Source organism: Streptomyces sp. NPDC049954, assembly GCF_040656295.1.
In the GTDB taxonomy this organism is placed as follows: Bacteria; Actinomycetota; Actinomycetes; order Streptomycetales; family Streptomycetaceae; genus Streptomyces.
Genome location: NZ_JBFALS010000010.1, coordinates 223,417 through 249,118 on the forward strand (window position 1 = coordinate 223,417; position 25,702 = coordinate 249,118).

The following is a 25,702-nucleotide window of genomic DNA, read 5'->3' on the forward strand; positions in this document are numbered from 1 at the left end:
GGACGCTCCGGCCGGTCCCGCGTACGAAGCGCCCTGTCCGGTTCCGGTCGCGGGCCCTCACGGGCCCCGGGCGGGGCCGGTGCGCGCCGGACCGCTCGGCTGCCCCGGCGGGCCCCGCTCCCGCTCACCGGAGGTAACGTTCTGGCCGGGGTGGTGGCGTCGGGGGCGCCGAGAGCTGCCCCGCGAGGGGTTCTTCGGATCTGCGAGAGGCACGAGGTGACGGACTTCAAGGCCGATGTGGCACGCGTCGGAGTGGTGGGCTGCGGCCAGATGGGAGCGGGTATCGCGGAGGTCTGCGCCCGCGCCGGTCTCGACGTCAAGGTGGCCGAGACCACCGGCGAGGCCTTGGAACTGGGCCGCACCCGGCTGCACAACTCCCTCGCGAAGGCCGCCGAGCGCGGCAAGATCAGCGCCGACGAGCTGGCCGCGGCGCAGTCCCGGCTGACCTTCACGACCGATCTCGGCGAGTTCGCCGACCGCGATCTGGTGATCGAGGCGGTCGTGGAGAACGAGCAGGTCAAGACCGAGATCTTCCAGGTCCTCGACCAGGTCGTGACCCGTCAGGACGCGATCCTCGCCTCCAACACCTCCTCGATCCCGCTGGTGAAGCTGGCCGTGGCGACGTCCCGGCCCGACCACGTCATCGGCATCCACTTCTTCAACCCGGCGCCCGTGCAGAGGCTCGTGGAGCTGATCCCGGCGCTCACCACCTCGGAGGGCACCATCAGCCGCGCCCACGTGTGGGTCGAGAAGGTCCTCGGCAAGCACGCGATCCGGGCCCAGGACCGCTCGGGCTTCGTGGTGAACGCGCTGCTCGTCCCCTACCTGCTGTCGGCGGTGCGGATGTTCGAGTCGGGCATCGCGAGCCGTGAGGACATCGACAACGGCATGGAACTGGGCTGTGCCCACCCGATGGGCCCGCTCAAGCTGTCGGACCTCATCGGCCTGGACACGATCGTCTCCATCGCGGAGGGGATGTACGCGGAGTACAAGGAGCCCCTGTACGCGGCCCCGCCGCTGCTCCAGCGCATGGTCGAGGCGGGGCGCCTGGGCCGCAAGTCAGGCTCGGGCTTCTACGCCTACTGAGCGCTCCCCCGGTGGGCCCGCGCTTACGCCGCCGGGCCCACCAGGGCACGTTTCCCGAGGTCAGGGCCGCGTGTGACCCCGGGGCCTGCGTGGCGACGGCTCGCGACTGTTTCCTCACAGGCCGCAACCGCCGGAGACCCGCAGGACAACGAGCCAGAAGTCAGGCAGTCACATGATCGGGTGGGCAGGCTCTATCGGTTCAGCCCCCGCAGCCTTCGCCGTAGTGGACCTCGATGCTGGTCACCGTATTGTCGAAGGAGAACAGGAGTTCCTGCGTCTTACCCGGCCCGATGCCCCAATAGTCGCCGCGGAAGTTCTCATCGGTCCAGACGCACACAAAGCGGTCGGTGCGGTTCCACAGTGAGCCGGCCCGGTCGTTCCACGCCGGGCCGATGTTGCGGTTGTCCGCCGCACCGAGCTGCAGGACGTCCCCAGTGTTGTTGTGGCCGTCGTAGAGGCAGACATTGCCTGCCATACAGAGGCTGCCCATGGGTGCGTCGGCCGATGCGGTTCCCGGACCCGCCAGTACGGCGGTGGCTGCGAGGACCGTTCCCACTGCCGCGGTTTTGACTGTCAGTTTCATCAGTGTCCTTTGCCGTTGTTGTCCGTGGAAGCGCGGTCATGGTCGCCGCGTCCAGATATCACTACGTCGGAAGACGTGGGGCCCGGGCGTGAGTGGGAGCAGGCCGAGGTGGTGGATCGGCACGTATCTCGTAGTCGGCCCGCCGAGGTGTGCCGATGATCGCTGCGGGGACGGCGGTACTGCTGCCCCCGGGGCCTGTCGGGTATCAGCGGCGCGTTTCGAGCTTCATGTCGCCACGGGTCACCGCGCGCATTCTGTCGCTGGCGAGCATGTCGTGCGGGAAGCCGAGTCCGATCGCGCCGGCCTCATTGAGGCGGTCGAGTTGAGGGGCTGTGAAGTCGACCTCCAGGGCGCCCAGATTGTCCTCCAGTTGCGCGAGAGTGCGGGCGCCGATGAGAGACGCCGTCACATCCGGGTTCTGCAAGGTCCAGGCCAGCCCGACCTGGGCGGTTGTGCGGCCCAGCTCGGTGGCGACCTCCTTCACGACATCGGCGATGTCCAGGTTGCGTTCGGTGAGCCCGCCGTTGGTGATGGTGAAGTTCTTACGGGTGCCGTCGTCGACCGCGGCGTTCGTCGCGGTCAGGTCGTCACGGCTGTACTTACCGGTGAGCACCCCGCCGGCCAGGGGCGAGTACGGCACTACGCCCAACCCCATCTCACGCGCCATGGGGATCAGGTCACGTTCCCCGGTACGCTCGATCAGGTTGTACTCGATCTGCAGGCCGACCAGCGGCGACCAGCCGCGCAGATCGGCGATCGCCTGCATGCGCGACACCTGCCAGGCCGGAGCGTTGGAGATGGCGACATACAGGATCTTGCCCTGCCGGACCAGATCGTCCAGGCCGCGCAGGATCTCCTCGACCGGTGTCGTGAAATCCCAGACGTGCAGGTAGAGCAGGTCGATGTAGTCCGTGTTCAGCTGTCGCAGACTGGCTTCCACCGACGCGAACAGGCTCTTGCGGTGAGGGCCCCCGGAATTCGGGTCTCCGGGCCGGCGCAGCGTGCTGTATTTCGTTGCCAGCACCAGGCGTTCGCGGTTGTCGCGGGTGAATTCGCCCAGCAGGCGCTCGGAGCTGCCATTGGTGTAGGTGTTGGCGGTGTCGATGAAGTTGCCGCCACGCTCGACGTAATGGTCGAACAGCTTGCGCGCCTCGTCCTGCTCGGCGCCCCAGCCCCACTCGGTGCCGAAGGTCGCCGCGCCCAGCGCCAGCGGCGAGACCCGCAGCCCGGAGCGGCCCAGCAGCCGGTAGGTGTCCAGGGTGAGCGACATCGTGTCCTCCTGTGCTTGTGAACCGTTGTCGGGAACAACTCTGTGATCACCGCGAGCCGGTAATAAGGGAGAACAGTTCCTGGGAACACCAGTCCTACCCAGGCTGTTGAATCGAGCATGACGACCCGCACCGTGGACACGACACAGGAGCTGGCCGCGTTCCTGCGGACCCGGCGCGAACGCCTGGACCCGCTCGATTTCGACCTGCCGTCGCGTCAGCAGGCCCGACGCACCCCGGGACTGCGCCGCGAAGAGGTCGCCGAACTGGCCGGAGTCAGCATCGACTACATCGTGCGGCTGGAACAGGCCCGCGGGCTGCGGCCCTCAGCAAACGTGGTGGAGGCGCTGTCCCGGGCGCTGCGCCTGACCGCCGGCGAACGCGCCTACCTCTTCAACCTGACCCAGCAGCGCCCCCGCGACGCCGATACGCCCGCCACCGCCGCAGCGCCGCCGCTGGCCCTGCTGGTCGCCGACTTGTCACCGCTGCCGGCCATGCTGATGAACCACCGCTACGACATCCTCGCCTGGAACAGTGAGATGGCGAAGCTGCTGCTGGATTTCGACAGCCTTCCGCCGTCGCAGCGCAATGCGATGTGGCTGTGCCTGGTGCACCCGGAAACACGCGCGCTCTATGTCGACCGCGAACGCGTCGTGCGGGAGGGAATCGCCCACCTGCGCGCAGCGTGGGCCGCGCACCCGAAGGATCAGGCATTGACCGACCTCATCACTGAATGCACCACCCACAATGAGGACTTCGCGCGGTTGTGGGCCGAGCAGGACATCAGGATCAGCGGCCGCGGACAGAAGGTGATGCGGCATCCGGGGGCCGGTGTGATCGCCGTGCACTTCGAAGTCCTCGTGCCCCTCCAGAATCCGGATCAGCGGTTGATGATCTGCCGCGCCGCGGACGATGAGAGCCAGTCGGCGCTGGACCGGTTGTGAGCACGTCGACGCCGAACCGTCCCTTCGCGCCCGGCAGCTGGAACACGTGAGGCGGCAGGTCGGCCGAAGGCTCAGGGCACGAAGACCAGGCGCTCGCTGGTCCTCTCGGACCACGCCCGCGCGACCCGGGCCAGCGGCACGGCACGGGCCTGGACACCGATGGCGTCCTCGGTCACCGCTTTCACCAGCTCGGGCAGTTCGGCGATGAAGTCGCGGGGAGAGACCGAGCCGATGCCGCTGCCCACGATCTGCAGCCGGGCCGCACGCAGCGCCGAGGAAGGGATGGGGGCGGACTCGCCCGCCATGGAGCCGATCTGGACCCAGGTGAGCGGGGCGGAGCGGTCGGCACGGGCGGTGAGCATCGGAAGCATGGCGCCGGCGGCGGGGGCGCCCCACACGAAGTCGAGGACGACGTCGACGTCGGCTGCGGCGGCGACTTCGTCGAAGGTGAGCGCCTGGTCCGCGCCGAGGCCGGGCAGTTCCATCAGGCGGGTGGTGTCCCGGCCGGCGGCGAAGACTTGAGCGGCGCCGAACCGCCTGGCGATCTGGATGGCCATGCGTCCGGCGCTGCCAGTGGCGCCGAGGATGAGAACGCGCTGCCCCTCACGGAAGGTGATGCGGCGGCGCAGCGCGACCCAGGAGGACATGCCCGGGTTCATCGCGGCGGCGATCCGGACGGGATCCACGTCGTCGGGCAGGACGACGCTTCGGCGTGTGTCGATCACGGTGCGCTCGGCGAAGGTGCCGAGGTTCGTGTCGTCCAGGACTGCGTAACGCAGGCGGCCCGAGGGGTCGCGCACGACGCCGTCCACGCCGGGCACCAGCGGGAAGACGCCTGCGGCGGAGTAGTGGGTGCCGTCCGCCTTGGCCCTGCTCAGGTGGTGCAGGCCCGCCGCGAGGACGTCCACGACGATCTCGTGCTCGCCCTGGGCCATGGGTTCGGGCTGTTCGCCGTAGACGGGCGGCGCGTCGTATCCCGTGATGACCGCAGCATGCATGTGGAACTCCCATGATTGATTTGCATTCCCAATCACCATGAGAGTCATTGGTGATGCAAACAATGTCAAGTAGGGTGGCGGGCATGGCGGTTCCCGACGACTCCACGGACGACCTGACCGACGGCCTGGTCCGCAGCGCCTTCCAGGTCATGGGCGTGCTCACCCGCATCGGCGCCGAGCACGACCTGTCCCTCACCCAGCTGCGCGTTCTCGGCATCCTGCGCGACCGATGCCCCCGCATGAGCGACCTCGCGGCCTTCCTGGGCCTGGACAAGTCGACCCTGTCCGGCCTTATCGCCCGCGCCGAACGGCGGGGGCTGCTGACACGCGCCACCAGCCCCGAGGACAAGCGCGCCGTCATCGTCGTGATCACCGACGCCGGACGCGACCTCGCCCAGCGCCTGTACGAGGAGTGCCGGGACGCCCTCGCGCCGGCCACCGGCCGGCTCGCCCCGGAACAGCGCGAGCAACTCGCCCAGCTGCTCGATCCGCTCCTCACTCCGCCTCTGTCGGCGCCTCCGCGTCCCGAGCGCCCGGCGCGGGGCAGGCCCTGAGCCTGGGCCCGCCCAACGACGCCCGCCCGGCGTGGAGGACCGGGGGCCGGTCGCGGCTACGACTTCGACAAGTGGCGCCATGTCCACCGGCCCTGCGGCATCACACCCAAGATCACCCGCCGCAGAGGTGACGGCCACTGTTCCGGAGCCGGGCACGGTGCGAGGCTGCGGCGGTGTCGGGATTCTCCACTTCGCCCTCAGGTATCGACGGGCGGTCAGAGGGTGGCCGCGCGCGATGTGATGAGGACGAGGGCGACGATCGTGAGGACGGCTGCCGGGGGTGCGCCCTTGTAGTCGCCAGCCCGTAGGTGTGCGGCGACGGCGCCGGTGAAGTAAAGCGTCAGGCCGACGGCGGCGGCGATTCCGAGAGGGCTCCGCCAGAGTCCGATGATGAGGCCGCCCGCGCCGGCGATCTGAGCGACGCCCAGGAACGGCAACATCCCGTAGGGCAGGCCAAGGGTGGACATCTGGTCGACGAGCCTCTTCGGCCGGGTGAATTTGGCACCGGCCGAGGCCAGAAGCACCACCGACATGAGTGCGGCGACGATGGCATAGGTGATGAACATGGTGAGACCTCAACTGTTCGACGGCGTGGAGTAGTTGCACATCGGATGACCTGGTCGTGCTCCGCTTCGCGGGTCAGGTCCTTCCGGGCTGCACGGCGACGCGGTCCCAGGACCGTCCGTCGTGTCGGGCAAGGACATCGGCGGTCGGATTGGACATGGATGCTTCCTCAGCGTGAGCGTGGGTCTACTGGCAGGTGAAGTCGCACGCACGCGCACGTCCGGGCGTGCCTGCGGGTGCGGGGTGGTGGACAGCCCCCGCCACGTTCCGGCTGAGCTGACGGTTCACCCGGAACCGCTCCGCAAACCGGGGTTGCGGCGTCGGACGCGAACTTCTCCATGGACTCCAGAGCGCCAGAGCGCTCGTGCGGCAGACCGCCGAGATCGACGTGTCCGACGAACCGGTTGGCGTCGGGGCCGGCCATCGCCTCGACGGCCGAACGGTCGAGGTGGGCACCTCGGCCCTGCGCGACATGCACGCGGCAGTAGGGATGGGCTCGCGGGCTCCCTGCGAGGTCTCACCGACGAGGAGGCGGCCGGCCACACCGTGCTCCATGTCGACGCCGAAGACGTCGAACGGCTCGGTGTAGGCGCTGCGGACGGCCGTGATCTCGGTACGCCCGTCCGAGACCGGGCCGAGCTGCGCGAAGTCCTGGTAGAGACGGACGGGGTCGAGCACGCCGAGGACCGAGACGGAGCCGGTCAGGGCGCGGGAGGAGGTTCTGGCGGCGAGGACGACTGCGGGCGAGGGCGCAGCGAACCGGGGTGTGTGGTGTTCGCCGGCACCGAACACGTCGGGCCCTGGCCGGTCCGCGAGGACGCCGCCGTCCACGATGTCGCGGACGCGTTGCGAGCCGGCGTCACCCGGGACTGTGCCGGCGAGAGAGAAGATGCCGAGTCCGGCCCCGGCGCCCATCGGGGTGGTGCGCTGCATGTCTTCGGCGTTAGGCAGCCGACAGGTACCTGAAGGTATCCTTCAGGCCGTGAGCCTCCGTCCCGGATCGGTCTTCCTCGCCGACTGCCCCGCCCGCCTGGCCATCGAGATCATTGCCAGCAAATGGGCCGTGGTGACGCTCTTCGCGCTGAGCGACGGCCCCCTGCGGCACGGCGAGCTGGTCGAGCTGATCGGAGGCGTCTCGCGCAAGGTACTGACGCAGACGTTGCGCCGGCTCCAGGACAACGGGCTGGTCGAGCGGCGCGTGTACGCCGAAGCGCCACCACGTGTGGAATACAGCTTGACCGAGCTGGGACGCACGCTTGAGGAGCCCATCACGAAGCTGACCGAATGGGCGAGATCCAACGGTGAAGCGATCGTCACCTTTCATGAGGCGGCTGAGGCGAAAGATGCCTAGGCTGCGCCCTTCGGCCAATCTGGGCGTTTGTCTGATGTGGCGTCAACTGGCGTGTGGGAGAGCCGGTTTGAGCCCGTGCCGCCGGTCCCGGCACTACACCGCTGCCACTCGTCCAGAGGATCGCTCCACCGCTGTCACCCCTCCGCGCCGTCCTCCTTGTCGTCGAACCCGGCCGCGTCCAGGTCCCGCAGCGGGTGCGGTGTGCCACCGGCCGGCTGGGCGCGCCTACGCCTGATATCTGCCGTCAAAGCGTGAGGAGTTCGCCAGGGGCGGCCGCAAGGGCGTGCAGCTGTGGCACTTCTTCGCGGTGCCGGCGCGGGCGGGAGCGCCGGTTTCGACGCCGAGTTCCTCCGTCAGCGGCTGGAGCAGGAGATCAAGGCGAGGGCTCCGGAGCGTTCCCTGATGGGGCTCGTGGCCCGGACCGCGTACTGGGTGGAGTGACGGTGCCGTTTCGGCCCGCCGTCCGCCAACGAACCGAAGCTCACCGAACCCCAAGCTCACCGGCGCCCGGGACCATGGCCGCCGGCCTCGGCCAGGCCGCTTAACCGCCACGGAGGCTTCTTCCTCGTGTGCACCGGCCATACAGGCGAGGCAGTGCCGAAGTCAGTACCGGCCCCGTCCCACGGTGCACGACGAGAAGGACACCCGCACGGATGGGGAGCACGGAGGCTACGGTGTCAGAACGATCCTGCCGAAGACCTCGCCCGCGTCCATCTTCTGGTGCGCCAGCACCGCTCCGTCCAGTGGCAGCAGCTCGTGCACCACCGTTTCGATCTCGCCGCGACCGGCTGCGGCGAACTGCTCGCTGCGCACGGCATGTCGGTCGGCCCGGGTGACGGTGGCTGAGCTGAAAGTGGCGAAGGACATCGACTTCTGGAACGCCGCCATGAGCTTCGTGCCGAAATCTGCGGGCGGTTGACCTGCGACAGCGCCCACGGCCACCATGCGGCCGTTCGGGTTGAGCCTGTCGAAGAACGACGGCATGTCCTCACCGGCCACCACGTCGATGATGACGTCATAGCCTGCGGGAGCCTCCTCCCCTCCGTCGCCGGAGCGCCCCAGCACGTGGGTCGCGCCGAGGCGGCGCAGCCGCTCGCCGCGCTCGGCCGACGATGTCGTGACCGCCACCGCGGCGGCACCACCGCGAGCGGCGAGCTGCACGGTCATGATCCCGATACTGCCGGCCGCACCACGCACCAAAACCGTCTCCCCGGGAGCGAAATGGGCGTGGCGAAGCCCGAAATGGGCCACAACACCGGAACTGCCGAGCGTCACCGCGTCGACGGCGGACAGGCCACTGGGCAGGGGAAGGATCTCCTCGACCGGCGCGAGGGCCTGTTCCACGTAGCCTCCGCCGGTGCCGGTGAAGCCCCACACCCGCCGGCCGATCCACGAGGCGTCGACGCCGTCGCCGACTGCGGTCACGGTGCCCGCCACCTCGCCACCCGGGATGTGGCCCTCCTTGAAGCCGTAGGCGGCCAGAGCCCCGCTCCGGATCACGGTGTCGACACCACCGACGCCCACCGCCTCGGTGCCGATCAGCACCTGCCCGGCAGCAGGCGCGGGTACCGGCAGGTCGACCACAGCCAGGCCTTCAGGACCTCCGTACGTCTGGATCGCGATGGCCTTCAACGTCGTCTCCCATGTTCTCGGACCGCTCAAGCACGATCCAGCTCCATGCCCGCCACCCATCGCCGCTTGGCCGGGGGGCTTCACAACGCGACCGAGGATCGGTCCCACCGCTGCGCGCCCCGATGGTCTTGGCGAGCTTCTACGTTCCGGACGCTAACGGACGCCACCGTCCGTTTAGGTAAAGTGAGAGTGGTGACCGACCGTTTGCCTCATACCCTGCGTTCCGACGCGCTGGACAATCGGGAACGCATCCTCGACGCGGCCCGAGCGCTCTTCTCCGCTGACGGCCTGGACGTGCCGATGCGGGTGATCGCGCGGCGTGCCGGGGTGGGACCTGCCACCTTGTACCGTCACTTCCCGACCAAGCAGACGCTGGTCGCTGATGCCTTCGCGGACCAGCTGCACGCCTGCCGCGCCATTGTCGACGAAGGGTGCGCAGATCCTGATCCGTGGCGTGGCCTGTGCCTGGTGATCGAGAAGATCTGTGAGCTGCACGCCCGCGATCGGGGCTTCACCGAAGCCTTCCTGTCGGCCTTCACGGGGGTGACGGATGTCGCAGCAGGCCGTGAGTACACGTTGAAAGCAGTCGCCGGACTGGCCCGGCGAGCCAAGGACGCAGGGCATCTGCGGTCCGACTTCGTCCTGGACGACCTGATTCTCGTACTCATGGCCAACAAGGGGATCCACGCCACATCCACCGCCACCCGGGTCATGGCCTCCCGACGCTTCGCAGGGTTGGTGATCCAGGCGTTCGAAGCCTGCCCCCAGCACGCGCCACTGCCGCCGGCGGCTCGGCTGGCATCGGCAGCACCGCACGGCTTGCCGCGGTAAACGCCGGTTCTACTGCGGCAGAGTCCCTGCGCTGATCATCGCGACCTGCGGCGGGGCTTCCGGCCTCTGGTCCGGGGGTGTACTCGTCTACTGCGGAAACACCGGACGGATGGGACGGCGTGGCGAGCGAACCGATGACCGAACTCGGGAGGGGCGCGCTTCGGTTGCCCCGCGTTCGGGCCGTGCTTCTGGCCGTCCGTCCGCGTCGTGCATCGCGGCCGTCGATCGCTACCTCGCCGGCGCGGGCATCGCGAAGTCCTCCGCGCGGATCTACCGGATCTCGCTGACGACGCGGTGATGGATGCTCGCCGGCGAACCGGCCCCGACCGGCCCCGACCGCCGGGGCGCGAAGCTGCCGGTCGTCCCCGTCACGGTGATCGACGATCCGGTGCTGCCGCACGTCGCCGCACCTGGATCCGAGGAGATCAGGGCTGCAAGATCATCCCGCGTGCGCGGCATCGGCGTACCGCGCGGCGTAGCCGCGCATCAGCCGGTTCAGGGCGGACTTGCCGGCGCTCCGCCGCCGCCCGGCTGGGCCTCGGAGCCTCAGCGTGGAGACGGAAGCCGTCCCCAATCCCCTTCTCGCTCACCGGCTCCGCGCTGCCTCTCTCTCGGCCTCGAATCCGCACTGGTAAAGCACCGCAAGCTCCCTGTCAGCCGCCCAGCCCGACCGCACGGTGCACGTCGTCGGCGTAAGGCTCGGGCTGTTCCCAGGCCGCGAAGTGGCCGCCGGCGCGGTGTTCCACGTAGTCACAAACGTTCAGGAACGCCTCGGCGTAGCTTCGCGGTTCCGGTTTGATGTCGCGCGGGAACACAGAGAGCACGGTCGGCGTGTCGATCCGGTCGGGAAGGGTGGCCGGTTCGACGTAGGTGGTGAAGGAAGTGCCGATCGTGCCGGTGACCCAGTAGGCGGTGACCCAGGTGAGCAGCTCGTCCGCAGTGAAGGCCGACTCGTCGGACCAGGACTCCAGTTTCTCGATGATCCATGCCGCGAGGCCTGCGGGTGAGTCGCCGAGGGCGACGGCGAGGGTGTTCGGCCGTGTCGACTGCTCCGCGATGTACCCGCCTTCGGTTCGGAACCACTGGGTTGTTCGGCGGAGGTAGGCCGCCGCGTCGGGTGCAAGCTCGGCCGGGTCCGCCGTGAGCGCCCGCTGCGGGGCAATGTTCGTGAGGTGCAGGGCAGCCACCCGGTCCGGGTGTTCGGCCGCGAGGAGTTCCGCGACCGTGCCACCAACGTCCCCGCCGGACACTGTGTAACGCGAGTAACCGAGCTCGTCCAGAGCGTCCGCGACGATCGCAGCGATCCGGTGGACCGACATCCCGGGAGCGGTGAGCGGGGCCGCAAAGGGGAAGCCCGGCAGCGCGGGAACCACCACGTGCAGGTCCGCGAGCAGGGGCAAGACACGCTCGAACCGCAGCACCGAGTCCGGCCAGCCATGCAGCAGCACGACAACCGGGGCGCCCGGGTCCGCGGACCGCTGGTGGATCACGCGCAGGTCGGTGCCATCGGCGGCCTGCACCGTCTCCCAAGGGAACTCGCTGATGCGACGCTCGTGCACAGCCCAGTCGTACCCGTTCGCCCAGCGTTCGAGGAGTGCGTCGAGGTGGGAGCCGCTGATGCCGCGCGTTCCGTCATCACTCCACGGGGTCGTGACACGCCGCGTCCGCTGGAGCCGTTCCCGTATCTCGTTGTCCATGTGTATCAGCGTACACATGATGTGTATGCTCGTACACATGACTTCGCGCAATGCGGCCGCCACCAGGCAGCGGATTCTGGAGCACGCACAACGCCAGTTCGCGCAGCACGGGTACACGGCGATCACGGTCAAAGGCGTGGCCGACGCCGCCGGCGTGTCCCCCAATCTCATCACGCGCTATTTCGGCGGCAAGGACGGACTTTTCCTGGCGGCAACCCAGGTGGAGATTCCGGTCTCCCACTCCTTCGAGGGCGACCGTTCCGCGCTGGGTTCGCGCCTCGCGGCGAGCATCGTCCAGCGCTGGTTCGGTGCACCGGGGGAGGATCCGCTGCTCGTCCTGCAACGGGCGTCCGGCGAACGCCCGCAGGCGGCGGAGGCGCTGGCCTCCTTCCTCGACACGAACTCGCTGGAGCCGCTTCACCGCTACCTTCGCGACAGCGGCCTGGACGACGCGGACGCCCGCAGCCGAGCCGCAGCGATCGACGCCTTCGTGCTCGGCGTCTCGACCCGTCGCCGGGTCCTGCGTTCCGCACTCGGCGACCCCGCTGAACTCCAGGCATGGCTGAGCGCCAGCATCCAACGCCTCGCCGACGGGTGATGCACGACAGCAAGCAGTACTGAACCTCCGCTTCCGGTCGGCACCGCACCGCGTCCCGTCATCGTCATCTGCCCGACCATCGCGGTCACCGCACTGGCGCCGTGACCAACCGCCACAAGCACCGCGGGGCCGCGCAGACTTCGCGATGAGGGTGGAGTCCTCACCCGCCCATACCGCCTCAGCCTGGACCCGCAGATCTGCGACGGGACGGTGCCGGGCCCTCGACCTCGGCCACGCGTCGCAGAGTTGGCCCAGAGCGGATCGCCGGCTACCGGCGACGGTCCACACCACGCCCAGCACCATCAGGCGCATGCCCTCTCGCAAAGCCCGGGCTACGGCGTGAGAGGCCCTGCGGACAGGCGTAGCAGGCGTCGTCCCGGCAGCAAGACAGGCACAGGCCCTGGCGATCATGGAGTTGCGACGCCCTGCGACCACCTGGGAGACCTGTGCCCGTACTGCCCCGAGGGCTGACCGAACCCCTCTGGAACCAGTTCGCGGCACTCCTGCCCGACCGACCCGTCCACGTACCGAGCCGTCCACGGGGCTGCCACCAGCCAAGCATCAGCGACCGGGATCGTCTTCGACAAGATGATGCGGCCCCTGCGATTCGGCTGCTCCCGCCAGCGATCCCCGACACGATCCACAGCCGCCGCGACGAACGGATCCGGTTCGACATCTTCACCCGGCTCAACCAGACGCACTGCACTCCTACAGCCGGATCGTCGGCCTCGCCCTCGATCAGATCACTACCGACGACTCCCCTCACCAAGGCACCCGGCGGCGAGGGCGGCAGACGCTCACCGGCGGGCCGCGCGGGAAACGGGGTCTGCGCGCTCGGGCACGACGGACGGCAGCGGCACCCGCTGGGCCACGCCCGAGCGAATCGGCGCAACCCACCCTGCTCGCCCCGGCCCTGGACCGTGTGGAAGACCTGGTGCCGCTGCCCGAGGACGCTACGGACACCTGGACGCCGGCCATGCCCGCGCTCGAATCCACTTGTCCTTTTGCAGACTCCAACCCGGTGGATCATGGAAGATGTCCAACAGGGAACGATTTCGAGCGCGCGTCGCGAGGGTTCAAGGTAATACACCGGCGGAAAACACGATGTTGATTCCGGCAGCCCGACGGTTAGTCGTCCGCGGCATTTTCCAGAAAGTTTCGGTTTACGTCGATCAGGCGATCAAGTGCTGCCCTGGCGGCGGCCAGGCTGTCCATTGCGGACGAAAGCCTATTTCGCTCCTGATTCATCACGGTCAAGGCTTCCCTAGCTCTGTCCATGGTGGGATCCGTCATGCAGGGGACCATCTGAGCGATGGTTCTGCTGGACATTCCGGCGGCCAGGAATCCCTGGACCAGCGCCACCCGCTGGACGTGATCATCGTCGTACCACCGCTGGCCGCTGGGGGATCTTGCGCTGACCAACAAGCCCTGCTCCTCGTAATAGCGCAGTGATCGACGGCTCACTCCTGTCCGGGCGGACAGTTCACCGATCCGCATCTCAACCCCTCGTGTGCACTGGGTCACAGCCACTTGCCCTTGACGTCGATGTGAGCGTTTAGGTTAACCATGGCTCGCGACCCGCCGCCAGGACATCTTATTGCCGACCTCTCGCGTCCGCGAGTACGAAAGGGAGTAGTCCGTGATCAAGTTCGCTTTCATGATCAACCGTGTCGATGGAATGTCCTTCGAGGAATTCGTTGAGTATCACCGAAACCGCCATGCCCCGTTGTTCACCTCCATCCCGGAAGCGCGGCAGTACGTGAAGAAGTACACCGTCTCCCACGCGGTACCCGCCGAGGGGTATCCGAGTCCCGCCTACGACGGACTCACTGAAATCTGGTTTGAAAGCTGGGCGGATCACAACGCCTTCTTCGCGTCCAAGAATTACGAAGAGTGCGTGCACCCGGACGAGAGCAGGTTCATTGACATGAATTCGGTGGCAGTAATGGTTACCGAGGAAAGGGTGGTGGTCTGACCCCCTTGGGCGCTCTATGCCGCAGGCGATGCGGCGGGTCATCGACGGGACGGAGGCCAGGCGATCAGGGTTCCGGAGTGCTGGACGAGCCGTTTGTGGTGTTCAGCCGAGCCGGGAGGCGCTGGTCTGCCCGCGCCCGCGGAAGTGGACGTGGGCAGACCACGACGGCGAGACCAAGGCGGCCCGAGCGTCTCGTCACGCGGGCCCACTGGGCCACCGGGGTCCGCGGTTGTCCTCCCCCGACAGGCGGCGTCCGCCGCCTCTCAGGGAGCCCGGCCGGCTGGCCCTGACGCCGATACGTGCCAGGACACGGCGTCCTTGACCCATTGGAGGATCGCCGCGTTGGTCTGAGTCGCGTTCTTGTGCAGCTGCACGTCGTGGCCACTGCCAGGAACGACGACGGCCTCGCTGGAGTAGAAGGGCCGTTCCTCGTGCAGCATCGACTTGGGGGGTGCGGGTGCCGGTGGTGCAGTACTGGTCCTTGTCACCGACGACGAGGAGGGCCGGTACCTTGAGGTTCGATGGAGATCGGATCGGTCCTTCACCTGCGCTCTCTCGCCAGGTGGGCTCAAAGGCAATCGGCAAGGCCCCTGGGGTCCTGACTTCACGCCGATCAGCGTTCGGCGTGAACGCCCGGCGCTCCGGCTTCCGCCGTGGACGGCCTCTCCGGTGCTCTGCCCTCCGTGACACTCAGCTCCTGGGTCCCTACGACGGACAGCAGTTCCAGCTGCTCCGCTCCTGGGCTTCCGGGTGGGGCGGTGAACCACAGCAGGCGTTGCCTTCCGTCCTCGCTCAGGAGGTTGTAACAGTCGAGTTCGATGACGCCGAGCATGGGATGGATGATCCTCTTGCGGTCCATGCGGCGCACCGCGACGTCGTGGGTGTCCCAGAGGGCTGCGAACTCCTGGCTGCGGCGGCGTAGCACGGCGATCATCTTCGTGATCTCCGCGTCCCGGCCGCGCCGGGAGGCCGCTGCCTGGAGGTCGGCGACGAACACCCGGGAGTGGCGCGGGTGGTCCTCGGGCGGGTACATCTCGCGCGCCTGCGGGTCGGTGAACCAGCGGTACACGAAGCTCGCGGCCGGGCCGCGGTGTGCCGGGGACGTTCCGAGCAGGGTCCGGGCCAAGTCGTTTTCCACCAGGGTTTCGTGCAGGTCGGTGATAACGCGTGCGGGGGTGTTGGACAGGCGGTCCAGGAGTCCGAGGAGCGCGGGCTGCACGTGTGCCGATGGCCCGTGTGCCGACGGGGGGACCGGCCGTTCGGCCAGGTGGAACAGGTGGTCGCGCTCGTCGCCGTTCAGGCGCAGCGCCCGGGCGAGGGCGGCCAGGGTCTGGGCCGAGGGCTGCACGCCGTTGTGTGCGCTGCCGCGTTCCAGCTCGGTGTAGTAGTCGGCTGACAGCCCTGCCAGCTGCGCGACTTCCTCGCGGCGCAGCCCGGGCACGCGCCGGCGCGGGCCTTGGGGGAGACCGACCTCGGCGGGGCGGATGCGGTCGCGGCGTGTCCTGAGGAAAGCACCGAGTTCGGGAAGGTTCACCCCTCCATGGTCGCTCGCACGTTGGGGCGCAGCCAGGGGGTGGCGTCCCCTGGGTAGACGCAGCCCTGGCTGGGGACGGCGGACCGGCCGATTGTGGAGGACGCGGTAGGGCGACGGCGAGGCCGCGGCCCGACCCTCATCCACCACAGGAGTCAGCTATGCCCACCCCCACTTCTCTCGACGGGACCGATGCCCCGGCCCGGCCCTGCGCCTCACCCCGTGTCGCGATCGTCACCGGCGGCTCGCGCGGCATCGGCCGCCGGACCGTAGGCCGGCTGGCCACCGACGGGTACGCCGTCGTGGTCGGCTACGCCGGCCACCAGGACGAGGCCGAAGCCGCCGTGAAGGAGGTCGTCGCCGGCGGTGGCCGGGCCATCGCCGTGCGCGCGGACGTCGCCGACGAACGCGCGGTCGCGGCCTTGTTCGACGCGGCCGAAGCAGAGTTCGGCGGCGTCGACGTCGTCGTGCACGCGGCCGGGCGGATGCACCTGGCGCCGGTCGCCGAGCTGGACCTGGCCGTCCTGGACGACCTGCACCGCACCAACATCCGCGGCACGTTCGTCGTCGTCCAGCAGGCCGCCCGTCGCGTGCGGCCCGGCGGCGCGATCGTGACGTTCTCCACGTCCGTGGTGGGGCTGGCCTTCCCGGGCTACGGCGCCTACGCCGCCAGCAAGGGCGCGGTCGAGGCGCTGACGCTGATCCTGGCCCGGGAGGTGCGGGGCCGGGACGTCACCGCCAACACCGTCGCGCCCGGCCCCACGGCCACCGACCTGTTCCTGGACGGCAAGGACGAGGAGACCATCGCCCGCCTGGCCGCCCAGCCCCCGCTGGAGCGCCTCGGTACCCCTGCCGACATCGCCGAGGTCGTCGCCTTCCTGGCCTCCCCGGCCGGCCACTGGATCAACGGACAGGTCGTCCGCGCCAACGGCGGAATCATCTGAACCGCCCGCAGCCACCCCCTCGATCAACGAATCGGTCAACGGATCGGTCAACGGAAGGGCCCTGTCATGAGGGACGACGGAACAGCGAAGGTCATCCTGGTCACCGGCGCCTCCAGCGGTATCGGGGCCCTGCCCGTAGACGTGCACGCCGTCGAGTTGGACGTCACCTCCCAGGACTCCGACGACACCGCGGTCGACCGGATCCTCGCCGAGCGCAGCCGGCTGGACGTGGTCGTGCACAACGCCGGGCACATGGTCCTCGGCGCCGCCGAGGCGTTCACCCCCGAGCAGTTCGCGGACCGGCCTGTACGACGTGAGCGTTCCGGGCACCCGACGCGTCAACCGCGCCGCCCTGCCGACGTTGCGTGAGCAGGGCCCGGGGACACTGGTGTGGATCGGCAGCTCCAGCACCCGCGGCGGCTGCCCCCCGTTCCCGGCCCCGTACTTCGCCGCCAAGGCCGCGATGGACGCCCTGGCCGTCAGCTACGCGCCCAGGTGCTCCCGTTCGGCATCGACACCACGATCGTGGTACCCGGCGCGTCCACCACCGGCACCCACCACTGCGCCAACGCGGGCGCCCCCGCCGACGTCGACTGCGCGGAAGCCTACGACCAGCGTCACCGGCCCCATGTGGGCGATCTGGGCAAACGCCTGGCCGCGCTCATCCCTTCCGACGCCGAGGTGACCGAGGTCGCTCAAGCCGTCGCACGACTGGTCGCGATGGAACACGGCACTCGGCCGCTGCGCACCCCCATGGACCCCGGCCGGGACGGCAGCGAAGTCGTCTCCGCGGTCGCCGACCGCCTCCGCGCCGACTTCTTCCGCCGCATCGGACGGGACAGCCTGCTCACCGCAGGCAGCTCCCTGCAACGCCCCACTGAGAAAAGGAACAACAAGCCATGCCGTTCGCGAACTTCAAGGTTCCCGAGAAGACCCTCACCCCGAAGCAGAAGGAGGAGATCGTCACCCGCACCACCGAGCTGTACGTCGAGATCTACGGTGAGCGCGCCCGCAACAACACCATGGTTCTGGTCGAGGAGGTCGCCGACGGCGGCTGGGGCATCTCCGGCAACGTGCTGACCCTCGCCATGCTCGGCAAGGCGGCACCGACCGACACCAGCGACGCCTGACCACACCGGCCCTTCATCGTGTCCCCGCACCCGATCGGTCGGCGGCGTCCGCCGGGGTGCGGGGACGGGGCACGGAAGCGGCCGTCCCCAAGCCGATCCGTCAATGTCCAGGGGTTCCGCGATGTTGCCGGCACCTCGGGTGGGCGTTTCTGTCCTACCGCGCCCCGCTCATGCCCGCCCAGCGGGGAGTGGAGGTGCGCGGCGTCGCCCGCGAACAGCACGCGCCCGTTGCCGTACGTCGTCGCCCGCATCGCACGGCCCGTGAAGCTCGACGCACGGAGGACACCGGTGAGTGCCACGTCGCTACCAGTGATGCGGCGCAGCACCTTGCGAAGATGTTCGCGGGTCAGCGGCTGGGAACGGTCGAACGTGCCGCCGTCGAAGTCCGTCATGCCCAGATGCCTATCGAAGGGCGTGCGCAGGTACCTGCCGCTCGCCGTCAGGTTGCCTCCGAACGGCAGCTTCGCCGGGTCGGGGCCGTCGAACTCGACCGTGCGACACAGCCGGTGAGCAGCGGTTCGGTACCCACGAAGTCGACACCGGTGAGAGCACGCGCCGCGCTGCGTCCGCCGTCGCAACCCACAACAAGCCGGCACGTCACGGCCGGCGCGCTCCGTGGCCCCCGCCCCCTCGCCCTGCGCGGCATGTGACCCCCTGCCGCTTCTGAGCCGGCCGCCGCAGCGAGCAGTTACTCGTAAAGACGGTCGCCGGGCGGCTCTCAGCAGAGCGGCCAGTTGCGCAATGCGGCGTCGGCCATCTCCTGGAGTTCATCACGGCCGACACCGCTCGCGGCCTGCACGGCGATGCCGAATGCCAAGGTGGTGACGTAGCGGGCCAGCAGCCCCGGATCGGCTTCCGGAGGCAGGTCGCCGTCGTCCACGGCTCGCTGGAACCGCTGCCGGACGCAGGAGCAGCCATCGTTGCGCCAGGCGACGAGAAGGTCACGGACACCGCGCCCGGAGTCACTGGCGACCAAGGCGCCCTGGACGCCCAGGCACCCGTGGGGATGTGCCGGGCGGGTGGTGGTGCGCACGGTGCCGGCCAGAATCGCGGTGGCCACACCGAGAGCGGTCGTCTCCTCCAGTGCGCGGGTCAGGTAGGCGCCCGGGCCTTCGGTGTAGCGCTCCAGAGCCTTGCGGAACAGCTCCTCCTTGTTGCCGAAGGCTGCGTACATGCTGGTGGTGGAGATACCCATCGCGTCCGTCAGGTTGGCCAGGCTGGCCCCTTCGTAGCCCTGCTCCCAGAAGACCAGCACGGCGCGCTCGAGAGCTTCGTCGGCGTCGAACCCTCGCGGCCGGCCGACCGGGCCGCTCTTTTTCGTCTCCACCCCCCAAGCCTACCTCTTCCGCATCGATCGCTGCGGAAGTGCTACCGTTCGACTTCAGTAGCGATCGATGCGGAAATTGAAAGAGGGCAGACACATGGGACTGCTTGAGGGAAATACCGCTCTCGTGACCGGGGGCGGCACCGGGATCGGCTTGGCCAGTGCCATACGACTGGCGGCCGAGGGCGCACACGTGTTCATCACCGGCCGACGCAGGACCGAACTCGACTCGGCCGTCGAGGCAATCGGGTCCTCGGCAACCGCGGTGACCGGCGACATAGCGAACCTGGCCGACCTGGACCGGCTCTACGAGACGATCCGCAGCCGGGGGCAGGGCCTGGACGTACTGTTCGCCAATGCCTCCGTCGCCGAGTTCGCGACGCTGGAACAGACCACCGCACAGCACGTCGACACCCTCTTCGGCATCAATGTCCGGGGCACCATGTTCACCGTCCAGAAGGCACTGCCCCTGCTCAATGACGGCGCCTCGGTGATCTTGAACGGCTCCACCAACGTGGACATCGGCGCGGAGGCGTTCGGCGCGTACGCGGCGTCCAAGGCCGCCACCCGGTCGCTCGCCCGCACCTGGGCCAACGAACTCAAGGGACGCGGCATCCGGGTCAACACCGTCACGCCCGGCCCGACCGACACCCCTGGTCTGTCCGGGCTCGCTCCCGACCCGGAGCAGGCCGCCGGCCTCAGGCAGCACCTGGCCGCGCAAGTACCGCTCGGCCGGCTCGGGCGCCCGGAGGAGATCGCCGCCGCCGTGGCCTTCCTCGCCTCCGGGCAGAGCAGCTTCATCACTGGTACGAGCCTGTATGTCGACGGCGGCCTGAACCAGCTCTGAGTTCCATGGCCGCGCACCCGGGGAGCTTGTCGGCATCCCGCCGACCGGCACCGCTCGGGTGCGCGGGCCCGGCAGCCTCGCCCGGCGATCCGGCCGGGCGCACAGAAGCCAGCCCTGCCGCAGCGCAAAGGGTGACGCAGGGCCCCAGCGGTTCCCTGCGTCGCCCGGCTCCCTACGGCATGCGAGCCAGGCCACGTCGGCTGGCGACGCGACAGACCCACCAGACGCTGAGGTAAAGGACCCATGACAGTAATCGGCATCATCGGCGCGGGCGAGGTCGGCAGCCAGATCGCGCGTGCGGCGATCGCGAGCGGCTACGACGTCGTGATCGCCAATTCCCGAGGCCCCGAGACTTTGCAGGACCTCGTCGACGAGCTCGGCCCGTCAGCGCGTGCCGCAATCGCCGCAGACGCGGCTGCCGCCGGTGAGGTGGCTGTCGTGGCGGTCCCGCTCAAAGTGGTCAACGACATGCCGGCGCGGGAGCTGGCAGGCAAGATCGTGCTGGACACGAACAACTACATGGTCTGGCGCGACGGCCATATCCCGGTCATCGACTCGGGTGCGAAGACCGTTCACGAGCTGCGCCAGGAGCAGCTTCCGCACTCCAAGGTCGTCAAGGCTTTCACGCACATCCAAGCTCCCCGCATCACCACCGCGGGGAAGGCGGCGGGCACCCCCGGCCGTCTGGCGCTGTCGGCCTCAAGCGACTTCCCCGAAGCCGTGGAACTGGTGACGCGGCTGTACGACCAGTTCGGGTTCGACACCGTGGACAACAGCCCGCTCAGCGAGTCCTGGCGCAGCGGCCCAGGTCAACCCGCATGGATCGCGCACGAACACCAGACCCGTGCCGACCTGGTCGCCCACCTCGCCAGGGCGCAACGGCCCATCGTGCGGTGAGACTGTCCCTGGAGCCACTTGCCGTCACGACTCGTAGGCAGTCAGGCCGTCCGGGGCGGGTGTCCTGTTCGAGCTGTGGACGGGTCACTGTGCGGTGACGGTCCGGTCCAGATCCTGTTCGGTCTCGCGCTCACTCCCGAACACCGTGGTGGTGAAGGCGCGTTGCCCTCTCAACCGGGGTTGGCCGGACACGTCCCGGCTGTGGTGGCACTCGCGGCGAGGCCGCCGCGCGAAGGCCGACAAGGGCGCGCTTGGGTCCGCGTCGCCTGCCAGGACGCGGCGATCGAGGCCCGACCGCGTTCAGGATCCTCGCTCTGTCCGCGTCGCCACCGGGCCGAGCGCACGGGCCGGGGTTCTTCTCAGCCCGGGGGAAGCGGCTCGGTCGACGGATCCCTGCTCCGGGTTCCGTTCTCGGCGCAGGTGAGGTGGAAGGCGGACTGCCTCACGGGTTACTCGTGGACCGGGCGTCCTGTTCCTGTCCGGTCGTGGCGGACCAGCTCGCGAGCAGCTTCAGGGCGTCCGCGGCGGCGGTGCCGGGGGGCGCGCTGTAGACGACCACGCTCAGGCCGCTTTCGTCCGGCAGGGCCATGGTCTCCTGATCGAGTTCCAGGTCGCCGACGAGCGGATGGTTGAGGCGTTTGGTGCTCGTGCGGAAGACATGCACATCCTGGGACCCCCACATCACACGGAAAGCGTCGCTGCGGGTGGACAGTTCACCTATCAGATTCGACAGCTCCCGGTCGTAAGGTCTTCTCCCCGCCTCGACGCGCAGCGCGCCCACCGCGAAGCGGGCCATGCGCTCCCAGTCGGCGTAGAACCGCCTGGCCGCCGGATTGAAGAACGCGAACCGGGCGACGTTCGCCCCGCAGGTCGCGTCGGCAGACATCTCCGAGTACAGGGCCCGGCCCAGCGGGTTGGCGGCCAGCACATCGAGGCGGTTGTTCATCACGTACGCCGCCATCCCCGGCATGCCCTCGACGATGCGCGCCACACTCGGCCGCACCGTCGGCACGACCTCCCGCTGCCGTGACCGCGCCCCCGGCACCGGTCCGGCAGCGCGGGCGAGGTCGTACAGGTACATGCGCTCCGTGGCATCCAGCCGGAGGGCCTGGACGAGGGCGTCCAGCACGCTGTCGGAGACACCTCGCAGGCTGCCGCGTTCCAGGCGTGTGTAGTACTCGACGCTCACTCCCGCGAGCGCGGCGACCTCGCCCCTGCGCAGTCCGGGCACCCGCCGCTGACCGTACGTCGGCAAGCCCGCCTGCTCGGGGGTGATCCTCTCGCGTCGGGAGCGGAGGAATGCGCTGGCTGCGTCCCGGTTGTCCATAGGGACAGGGTAGGCAGACCGCGCGAGGGGTGGGGGGCCCTGCCAGTACCCCTCACAGCGAAGACTCCCCCGTCACGGCCGTCTGCCGTTGCATGGTGCTTGCCCCGGTCTGCCGGGGCCCGGCGCAGCGGCGTACGCGCCCCGGTCGGCAAGCACCTGAACCCTGACAGGACACAAGATGAGCAACCAGACCGAGACGGTGACGGAAAGCCCCGCGGATGTCGTGCGAGGGCTGTACGCCGCGTTGAGCAAGGGCGATGTGCCGGGTGTCCTGGCCAGGCTCGCCCCCGACGTGGTCGTCGACGAGCCGAACCAGCTTCCTTACGGCGGGGTGCACCAGGGCCGCGAGGTGTTCGTGCAGTCGATCCTGGGCGCGATGATGGGCTACGCCAATGTCGCCATCACCGATGCCGAGGTGTTCGAAGGCCCGGCCGGCGTCATCGGAACCCTCGCCGGGACGCTCACGGCCCACACCACCGGTGAGCAGTTCCCGCTGACCATGGTCGAGATCCACCACGTCGACGACGGCACCGTACGCAAGATCGACGTCTACACCAAGAACCCCCACGAGCTCGCCGCGTTCTACGCACGCGCCGAGGCCGGCACCCGCTGACGCCGGCGCCCCTCGGGTGCATACGGCGGAAGCCGGACGGTGGTGAGCCAGTCGTGTCCGGCCTCGTACCGCTTCAACCCTGCTGCGGCCAGAGGGGTGTTGAGACTGTCCCGGGCCCACCACGATCGGTCCGTCGAGCTGGATGTGTGCCCGCACCAGGAGGCCGCGGCAGTCCTGCCAGGAGAAGCTCGTGCGGGCGCCCTTGGGCAGGAGGTGCGTGCGGGGCCGGTGGATGAGACAGCTCTTCTCGCCGGCCTTGTAGCAGCACAGCGCGGCAACCGAGGTCCGGCGGCGGGACCTGCCCCGCACGCGGATGACCGGGGTAGGCCCGCGCCGGCCCCAGGTGCTGGCGCGGGCGGCGTCTTCGAGAAGCCGGCCTCGTTCTCGAAGACGGCGAGGGCCCGCTCAGACGAGCGCGGCGACGCCGAAGACGATCAGGCACAGCAGCACGATCCCGAGGATGACCACGAGGGGGCCTCTGGCCCACCACACGGAGGGGATCGGCTGGTCCACGGGGCCGCCCCACAGGGTGCTCCCCTCGGCCGGTGGGGTCTCGCCGGGGGGCACGCCGCCCCCGGGCTCCAGGCCAGTGGTGTCGCGCGGATCGGGGTCCGGGCTCGCGTTGTCCATGACCGGGTTTCCTTTCTGCGCAGCCGCTCGGCGCGCCCGGAGTCCGCGCGCGTCCGCGGTTTTCGCCGGGGTTGCCTGCCGCCCGAGGCACGATGCCCTCTCCCCATGGTCCGGTTTCCGCCCGCTCCCGCATCTTGTGGGGCGCGGGCGGGGCCGTTCCCGGGCGTCTCACCCGGCGCGGGGCCGGTGGCCGACGGTGAGGAGGTGGTCGCTCACGCCGAGGAGGGCGGGCTCCGACGCGGTACGGCGCAGGGTGGCGACCCGGTCGGCGCGCAGGCCGAGGTGGTGGAGCGGTCCGGGCAGCAGGACCGGGTCCGCCGAGCCGTCCTCGACCGGGAGTCCCCGTGCGTCCCCCACGCGGGCGCGGACACCCGGCAGGGCGTCGGCCTTCGCGACGTGCCGGGCGACAAGGTCGAACAGCTCCACCTCGTACCCCCTCGCGGCAAGCGGACCCGCGCGCACCCCGGTGGCGCCGCCCACGTCCAGGAACCGGGCCGGGCCCAGGGCAGAACGCGACGCAGCACCTCCCGCGTGCGGAGCAGTTCGAGGCGACCGGCCGGACGGTCGCGCAGCCGCCCGCCCTCCCTCCCCCGCCGGTAGTGGGTGAGGACCTCGGGCACCACGGACGGGGCGTCCCGGTCGGCGGCGCCCCTCTCGGGCCGGTCGTCGAAGGCACCGGCACCGGCACCTGGCATGCACGTGAGCTTCGCCCGACGGCGCACAGCGGGCAACGGGGTTTCCGGCCCCACGCCGAAGGGGGCAGCCCGGGTGGGCCACCCCTCAACGGCGGGAGAACGTCAGGGCCGGTGGGACGTCAGTGGCTCGGGCCCTTGCGGCCCCTGCCGCCCTCGACGTCGCCCATGCCGTCGTCGTACTCGACCTGTTCCTTGCGGACGGTCTCGCTGACCTCCTCCTGTTCGGTGACCTTCTCCGACTCCAGGCGGACGCGTTCGACGGCGACGGCCTCCTTGCGGACCACCGGGCGTTCCGCGTGCAGGGTCACCTCGGCCACGGCGTCGCCGAAGTCCGGGCGCACGGTGTCGCCCTCCCGGATGGGTTCCCGCACGAGGCGGGCCTCCTCGTGGCTCACGGGAACCGTCGTGGTGACGTTCTCGGTGACCACGACCTTGTGCAGCCGGGCCCGGCCGGACTCCTCCTCCTGGGTGCCGACGTGCAGCCGCTCCTCGGAGCGGATCAGCTCGTCGCGGTGGTCGCCGCCGTACCCGGAGTCGGTGATCCTGGCGTCGGCGGGACGGTCGTCGTCGGTGATCTCCGCGTCCACCGGCCGGGCGTCCGCCATGCCGCCCGGGGCCGCGGCCCCACCGGCGGCGGCCGCCGACTCCTCTCCGGCGGACGGCTGTCCCATGCCGGTTCCCTCGTCGGCCGAGGTGCGGGTCTTGCCGTAGTGCGCGTACAGCTCCCGCTCCCCGTCCGCGTCGAGGTGCTGGTCCGCGTCCATGTGCGGCGCGTCCTTGATGGTGTTCTTGTCGTGCGCCAGGTGCAGGCCCTGGGCGTCGGAGCGCGCGCCGTCCAGCGGGACGAACGTCTCCTTCATTCCGAAGAGCCCGGTCTTGACGGTCACCCATTCCGGTCGGCCGGACGCGTCGTCGCGATACACCTGCTCGACGCTGCCGACCTTGGACCCGTCCTGGTCGTAGGCGGTGAGGCCGACGAGCTGGTCGACGCTCAGGAAGCCCTCGTCTGAAGTCATGGATGCTCTCTCCCTGCGAGGGCGCGTGGCAGAGGGATCGGTCTGCCGCCTCCGCTCGGGACACGCGCCACGTCACCCATGCGGCGCCTGTTCCGGGCCGCGCGCAACCGGGGAGCGTGGACCGGGCCCGTCCGCCCCGCCCACGCAGGGGCCGGGGGGCCGTGTGCCGCCTGCCCGACCGGGGGTCTCACCCACCCGGCGGTACTCGTCGGGGCATGCGGAATTACTCCATTCGGGTGATGCGGGGAGGGGGCGCAGCGGCGGCTGCGGAACGGGTGCGCGGTCTCCGCCGCGCCCCGGGACGGGCCTCGGCTCCCGTGGCCGGCGAGTAAGCCGTCCAGGTACCGCAGCGGGGTGTCCTGAGCGGGCGGTGCGATCTGGTCGGCCCCGCCTCGGGGAACGGTCCCCGGTCCGCCGCGGCCGGGCCGGGGACCGTGACGAGGGCCCCTCGGCGGGGCGACCACGGAGTCGGCCAGGACCCGCGGATCGGCCCGGCCGGCCCCCGACCGCTCCAGCGCGGTGGCCGGCCGCGCGGGGCCGGGCTTCTCCAGGAGATCCGTGAGCGCCCGCGGGTACTCCGGTTTGCGGAACGAACCGAATCGTGCCGTTGAGGGCGGCCCCTCGGCACAGTGACCGGTCGAGGCGCGCGCGCCGGGCAGGGCGGCGG

30 protein-coding genes and 1 pseudogene are annotated in these 25,702 nt (G+C 69.8%); 14 read left to right on the forward strand and 17 right to left on the reverse strand.

Annotated features, from left to right (window positions below; genetic code table 11):
* Nucleotides 1-216: 216 nt before the first annotated feature.
* Nucleotides 217-1,086, forward strand: coding sequence for a 3-hydroxybutyryl-CoA dehydrogenase (locus AB0J21_RS24080; RefSeq protein ID WP_363148143.1), 870 nt, complete (start codon nt 217-219; stop codon nt 1,084-1,086).
* Nucleotides 1,087-1,285: 199 nt separating this feature from the next.
* Here the strand turns inward: AB0J21_RS24080 and AB0J21_RS24085 are convergent, their stop codons facing one another.
* Together AB0J21_RS24085 and AB0J21_RS24090 are read right to left on the reverse strand one after the other, a co-directional pair.
* The gene (locus AB0J21_RS24085) at nt 1,286-1,669 is read right to left on the reverse strand and encodes a peptidase inhibitor family I36 protein (protein ID WP_363148144.1); all 384 of its coding nucleotides are present in this window, start codon (nt 1,667-1,669) and stop codon (nt 1,286-1,288) included.
* A 205-nt stretch (nt 1,670-1,874) separates the two neighbouring features.
* On the reverse strand, nt 1,875-2,939 hold the full coding sequence (locus AB0J21_RS24090) for an aldo/keto reductase (RefSeq protein ID WP_363148145.1): 1,065 nt from the start codon (nt 2,937-2,939) through the stop codon (nt 1,875-1,877).
* A gap of 117 nt (nt 2,940-3,056) precedes the next feature.
* Between AB0J21_RS24090 and AB0J21_RS24095 the strand changes: the two genes are divergently transcribed.
* Nucleotides 3,057-3,881, forward strand: a complete 825-nt coding sequence (locus AB0J21_RS24095; protein WP_363148146.1) for a helix-turn-helix transcriptional regulator — start codon at nt 3,057-3,059, stop codon at nt 3,879-3,881.
* 71 nt (nt 3,882-3,952) lie between these two features.
* Here the strand turns inward: AB0J21_RS24095 and AB0J21_RS24100 are convergent, their stop codons facing one another.
* Nucleotides 3,953-4,879, reverse strand: coding sequence for a zinc-binding alcohol dehydrogenase family protein (locus AB0J21_RS24100; protein ID WP_363148147.1), 927 nt, complete (start codon nt 4,877-4,879; stop codon nt 3,953-3,955).
* Nucleotides 4,880-4,962: 83 nt separating this feature from the next.
* Between AB0J21_RS24100 and AB0J21_RS24105 the strand changes: the two genes are divergently transcribed.
* On the forward strand, nt 4,963-5,433 hold the full coding sequence (locus tag AB0J21_RS24105) for a MarR family transcriptional regulator (protein WP_363148148.1): 471 nt from the start codon (nt 4,963-4,965) through the stop codon (nt 5,431-5,433).
* Between the two features lie 215 nt (nt 5,434-5,648).
* Here the strand turns inward: AB0J21_RS24105 and AB0J21_RS24110 are convergent, their stop codons facing one another.
* Nucleotides 5,649-5,999 carry a DoxX family protein gene (locus tag AB0J21_RS24110; protein ID WP_363148149.1) on the reverse strand — a complete coding sequence of 117 codons (351 nt, stop codon included), beginning with the start codon at nt 5,997-5,999 and terminating at the stop codon, nt 5,649-5,651.
* Between the two features lie 184 nt (nt 6,000-6,183).
* The gene (locus tag AB0J21_RS24115; protein ID WP_363148150.1) at nt 6,184-6,930 is read right to left on the reverse strand and encodes an LLM class flavin-dependent oxidoreductase; all 747 of its coding nucleotides are present in this window, start codon (nt 6,928-6,930) and stop codon (nt 6,184-6,186) included.
* Between AB0J21_RS24115 and AB0J21_RS24120 the strand changes: the two genes are divergently transcribed.
* Entirely contained in the window at nt 6,929-7,348 is a 420-nt protein-coding gene (locus AB0J21_RS24120) for a helix-turn-helix domain-containing protein (RefSeq protein WP_363148151.1), read from the forward strand. The genes AB0J21_RS24115 and AB0J21_RS24120 overlap by 2 nt on opposite strands.
* 291 nt (nt 7,349-7,639) lie before the next feature.
* On the forward strand, nt 7,640-7,789 hold the full coding sequence (locus AB0J21_RS24125) for a hypothetical protein (RefSeq protein ID WP_363148152.1): 150 nt from the start codon (nt 7,640-7,642) through the stop codon (nt 7,787-7,789).
* Nucleotides 7,790-8,017: 228 nt separating this feature from the next.
* Here AB0J21_RS24125 and AB0J21_RS24130 read toward each other — a convergent pair whose 3' ends face one another.
* Nucleotides 8,018-8,980 (reverse strand): zinc-binding dehydrogenase, encoded by a 963-nt coding sequence (locus tag AB0J21_RS24130; RefSeq protein WP_363148153.1) that lies wholly within the window; start codon nt 8,978-8,980, stop codon nt 8,018-8,020.
* 192 nt (nt 8,981-9,172) lie between these two features.
* Between AB0J21_RS24130 and AB0J21_RS24135 the strand changes: the two genes are divergently transcribed.
* On the forward strand, nt 9,173-9,811 hold the full coding sequence (locus tag AB0J21_RS24135; RefSeq protein WP_363148154.1) for a helix-turn-helix domain-containing protein: 639 nt from the start codon (nt 9,173-9,175) through the stop codon (nt 9,809-9,811).
* 653 nt (nt 9,812-10,464) lie between these two features.
* On the opposite strand, the gene AB0J21_RS24140 is transcribed toward AB0J21_RS24135, so the two are convergent.
* Nucleotides 10,465-11,508, reverse strand: coding sequence for an epoxide hydrolase family protein (locus AB0J21_RS24140; protein WP_363148155.1), 1,044 nt, complete (start codon nt 11,506-11,508; stop codon nt 10,465-10,467).
* Between the two features lie 37 nt (nt 11,509-11,545).
* On the opposite strand from AB0J21_RS24140, the gene AB0J21_RS24145 reads away from it, so the two are divergent.
* The gene (locus tag AB0J21_RS24145; RefSeq protein WP_363148156.1) at nt 11,546-12,106 is read left to right on the forward strand and encodes a TetR family transcriptional regulator; all 561 of its coding nucleotides are present in this window, start codon (nt 11,546-11,548) and stop codon (nt 12,104-12,106) included.
* A gap of 1,128 nt (nt 12,107-13,234) precedes the next feature.
* On the opposite strand, the gene AB0J21_RS24150 is transcribed toward AB0J21_RS24145, so the two are convergent.
* Nucleotides 13,235-13,603, reverse strand: coding sequence for a MerR family transcriptional regulator (locus tag AB0J21_RS24150; protein WP_363148157.1), 369 nt, complete (start codon nt 13,601-13,603; stop codon nt 13,235-13,237).
* A 142-nt stretch (nt 13,604-13,745) separates the two neighbouring features.
* Here AB0J21_RS24150 and AB0J21_RS24155 point away from each other — a divergent pair, with 142 nt between their 5' ends.
* A complete protein-coding gene (locus AB0J21_RS24155) occupies nt 13,746-14,081 on the forward strand; it encodes an EthD domain-containing protein (RefSeq protein WP_363148158.1) in 336 nt (111 codons plus the stop codon).
* A gap of 263 nt (nt 14,082-14,344) precedes the next feature.
* Here AB0J21_RS24155 and AB0J21_RS24160 read toward each other — a convergent pair whose 3' ends face one another.
* Nucleotides 14,345-14,569, reverse strand: a complete 225-nt coding sequence (locus AB0J21_RS24160) for a hypothetical protein (RefSeq protein ID WP_363148159.1) — start codon at nt 14,567-14,569, stop codon at nt 14,345-14,347.
* A gap of 125 nt (nt 14,570-14,694) precedes the next feature.
* Nucleotides 14,695-15,615, reverse strand: a complete 921-nt coding sequence (locus AB0J21_RS24165) for a helix-turn-helix transcriptional regulator (RefSeq protein WP_363148160.1) — start codon at nt 15,613-15,615, stop codon at nt 14,695-14,697.
* A 158-nt stretch (nt 15,616-15,773) separates the two neighbouring features.
* Between AB0J21_RS24165 and AB0J21_RS24170 the strand changes: the two genes are divergently transcribed.
* The 3 genes from AB0J21_RS24170 to AB0J21_RS24180 all read left to right on the forward strand — a co-directional run bounded on the left by AB0J21_RS24170 (nt 15,774) and on the right by AB0J21_RS24180 (nt 17,686).
* Nucleotides 15,774-16,556, forward strand: a complete 783-nt coding sequence (locus AB0J21_RS24170; protein WP_363148161.1) for an SDR family oxidoreductase — start codon at nt 15,774-15,776, stop codon at nt 16,554-16,556.
* Between the two features lie 66 nt (nt 16,557-16,622).
* Entirely contained in the window at nt 16,623-16,925 is a 303-nt protein-coding gene (locus AB0J21_RS24175) for an SDR family NAD(P)-dependent oxidoreductase (RefSeq protein WP_363148162.1), read from the forward strand.
* Between the two features lie 530 nt (nt 16,926-17,455).
* Nucleotides 17,456-17,686, forward strand: a complete 231-nt coding sequence (locus AB0J21_RS24180; RefSeq protein ID WP_363148163.1) for a 4-oxalocrotonate tautomerase family protein — start codon at nt 17,456-17,458, stop codon at nt 17,684-17,686.
* A gap of 233 nt (nt 17,687-17,919) precedes the next feature.
* Here AB0J21_RS24180 and AB0J21_RS24185 read toward each other — a convergent pair.
* The 3 genes and pseudogenes from AB0J21_RS24185 to AB0J21_RS24195 all read right to left on the reverse strand — a co-directional run.
* Nucleotides 17,920-18,078: pseudogene (locus AB0J21_RS24185) on the reverse strand (FAD-dependent oxidoreductase); the annotation flags it as partial.
* A gap of 47 nt (nt 18,079-18,125) precedes the next feature.
* Nucleotides 18,126-18,332: an FAD-dependent monooxygenase gene (locus AB0J21_RS24190; RefSeq protein ID WP_363148164.1), complete on the reverse strand. Its 207-nt coding sequence runs from the start codon at nt 18,330-18,332 to the stop codon at nt 18,126-18,128.
* Nucleotides 18,333-18,404: 72 nt separating this feature from the next.
* Nucleotides 18,405-19,013: a TetR/AcrR family transcriptional regulator gene (locus AB0J21_RS24195; protein ID WP_363148165.1), complete on the reverse strand. Its 609-nt coding sequence runs from the start codon at nt 19,011-19,013 to the stop codon at nt 18,405-18,407.
* Nucleotides 19,014-19,107: 94 nt separating this feature from the next.
* On the opposite strand from AB0J21_RS24195, the gene AB0J21_RS24200 reads away from it, so the two are divergent.
* Nucleotides 19,108-19,857, forward strand: coding sequence for an SDR family oxidoreductase (locus tag AB0J21_RS24200; protein ID WP_363148166.1), 750 nt, complete (start codon nt 19,108-19,110; stop codon nt 19,855-19,857).
* Nucleotides 19,858-20,100: 243 nt separating this feature from the next.
* Nucleotides 20,101-20,754 carry an NAD(P)-binding domain-containing protein gene (locus AB0J21_RS24205; RefSeq protein ID WP_363148167.1) on the forward strand — a complete coding sequence of 218 codons (654 nt, stop codon included), beginning with the start codon at nt 20,101-20,103 and terminating at the stop codon, nt 20,752-20,754.
* 442 nt (nt 20,755-21,196) lie between these two features.
* On the opposite strand, the gene AB0J21_RS24210 is transcribed toward AB0J21_RS24205, so the two are convergent.
* A complete protein-coding gene (locus AB0J21_RS24210) occupies nt 21,197-22,081 on the reverse strand; it encodes a helix-turn-helix transcriptional regulator (RefSeq protein WP_363148168.1) in 885 nt (294 codons plus the stop codon).
* Nucleotides 22,082-22,259: 178 nt separating this feature from the next.
* On the opposite strand from AB0J21_RS24210, the gene AB0J21_RS24215 reads away from it, so the two are divergent.
* Nucleotides 22,260-22,694: a nuclear transport factor 2 family protein gene (locus tag AB0J21_RS24215; protein ID WP_363148169.1), complete on the forward strand. Its 435-nt coding sequence runs from the start codon at nt 22,260-22,262 to the stop codon at nt 22,692-22,694.
* A 405-nt stretch (nt 22,695-23,099) separates the two neighbouring features.
* Here AB0J21_RS24215 and AB0J21_RS24220 read toward each other — a convergent pair whose 3' ends face one another.
* The 3 genes from AB0J21_RS24220 to AB0J21_RS24230 form a co-directional block, all read right to left on the reverse strand.
* Nucleotides 23,100-23,324 (reverse strand): DUF6480 family protein, encoded by a 225-nt coding sequence (locus AB0J21_RS24220; RefSeq protein WP_363148170.1) that lies wholly within the window; start codon nt 23,322-23,324, stop codon nt 23,100-23,102.
* Nucleotides 23,325-23,492: 168 nt separating this feature from the next.
* Nucleotides 23,493-23,750 carry a class I SAM-dependent methyltransferase gene (locus tag AB0J21_RS24225; RefSeq protein ID WP_363148171.1) on the reverse strand — a complete coding sequence of 86 codons (258 nt, stop codon included), beginning with the start codon at nt 23,748-23,750 and terminating at the stop codon, nt 23,493-23,495.
* Between the two features lie 388 nt (nt 23,751-24,138).
* Nucleotides 24,139-25,035, reverse strand: coding sequence for a PRC and DUF2382 domain-containing protein (locus AB0J21_RS24230; protein WP_363148172.1), 897 nt, complete (start codon nt 25,033-25,035; stop codon nt 24,139-24,141).
* Between the last annotated feature and the right edge of the window lie 667 nt (nt 25,036-25,702).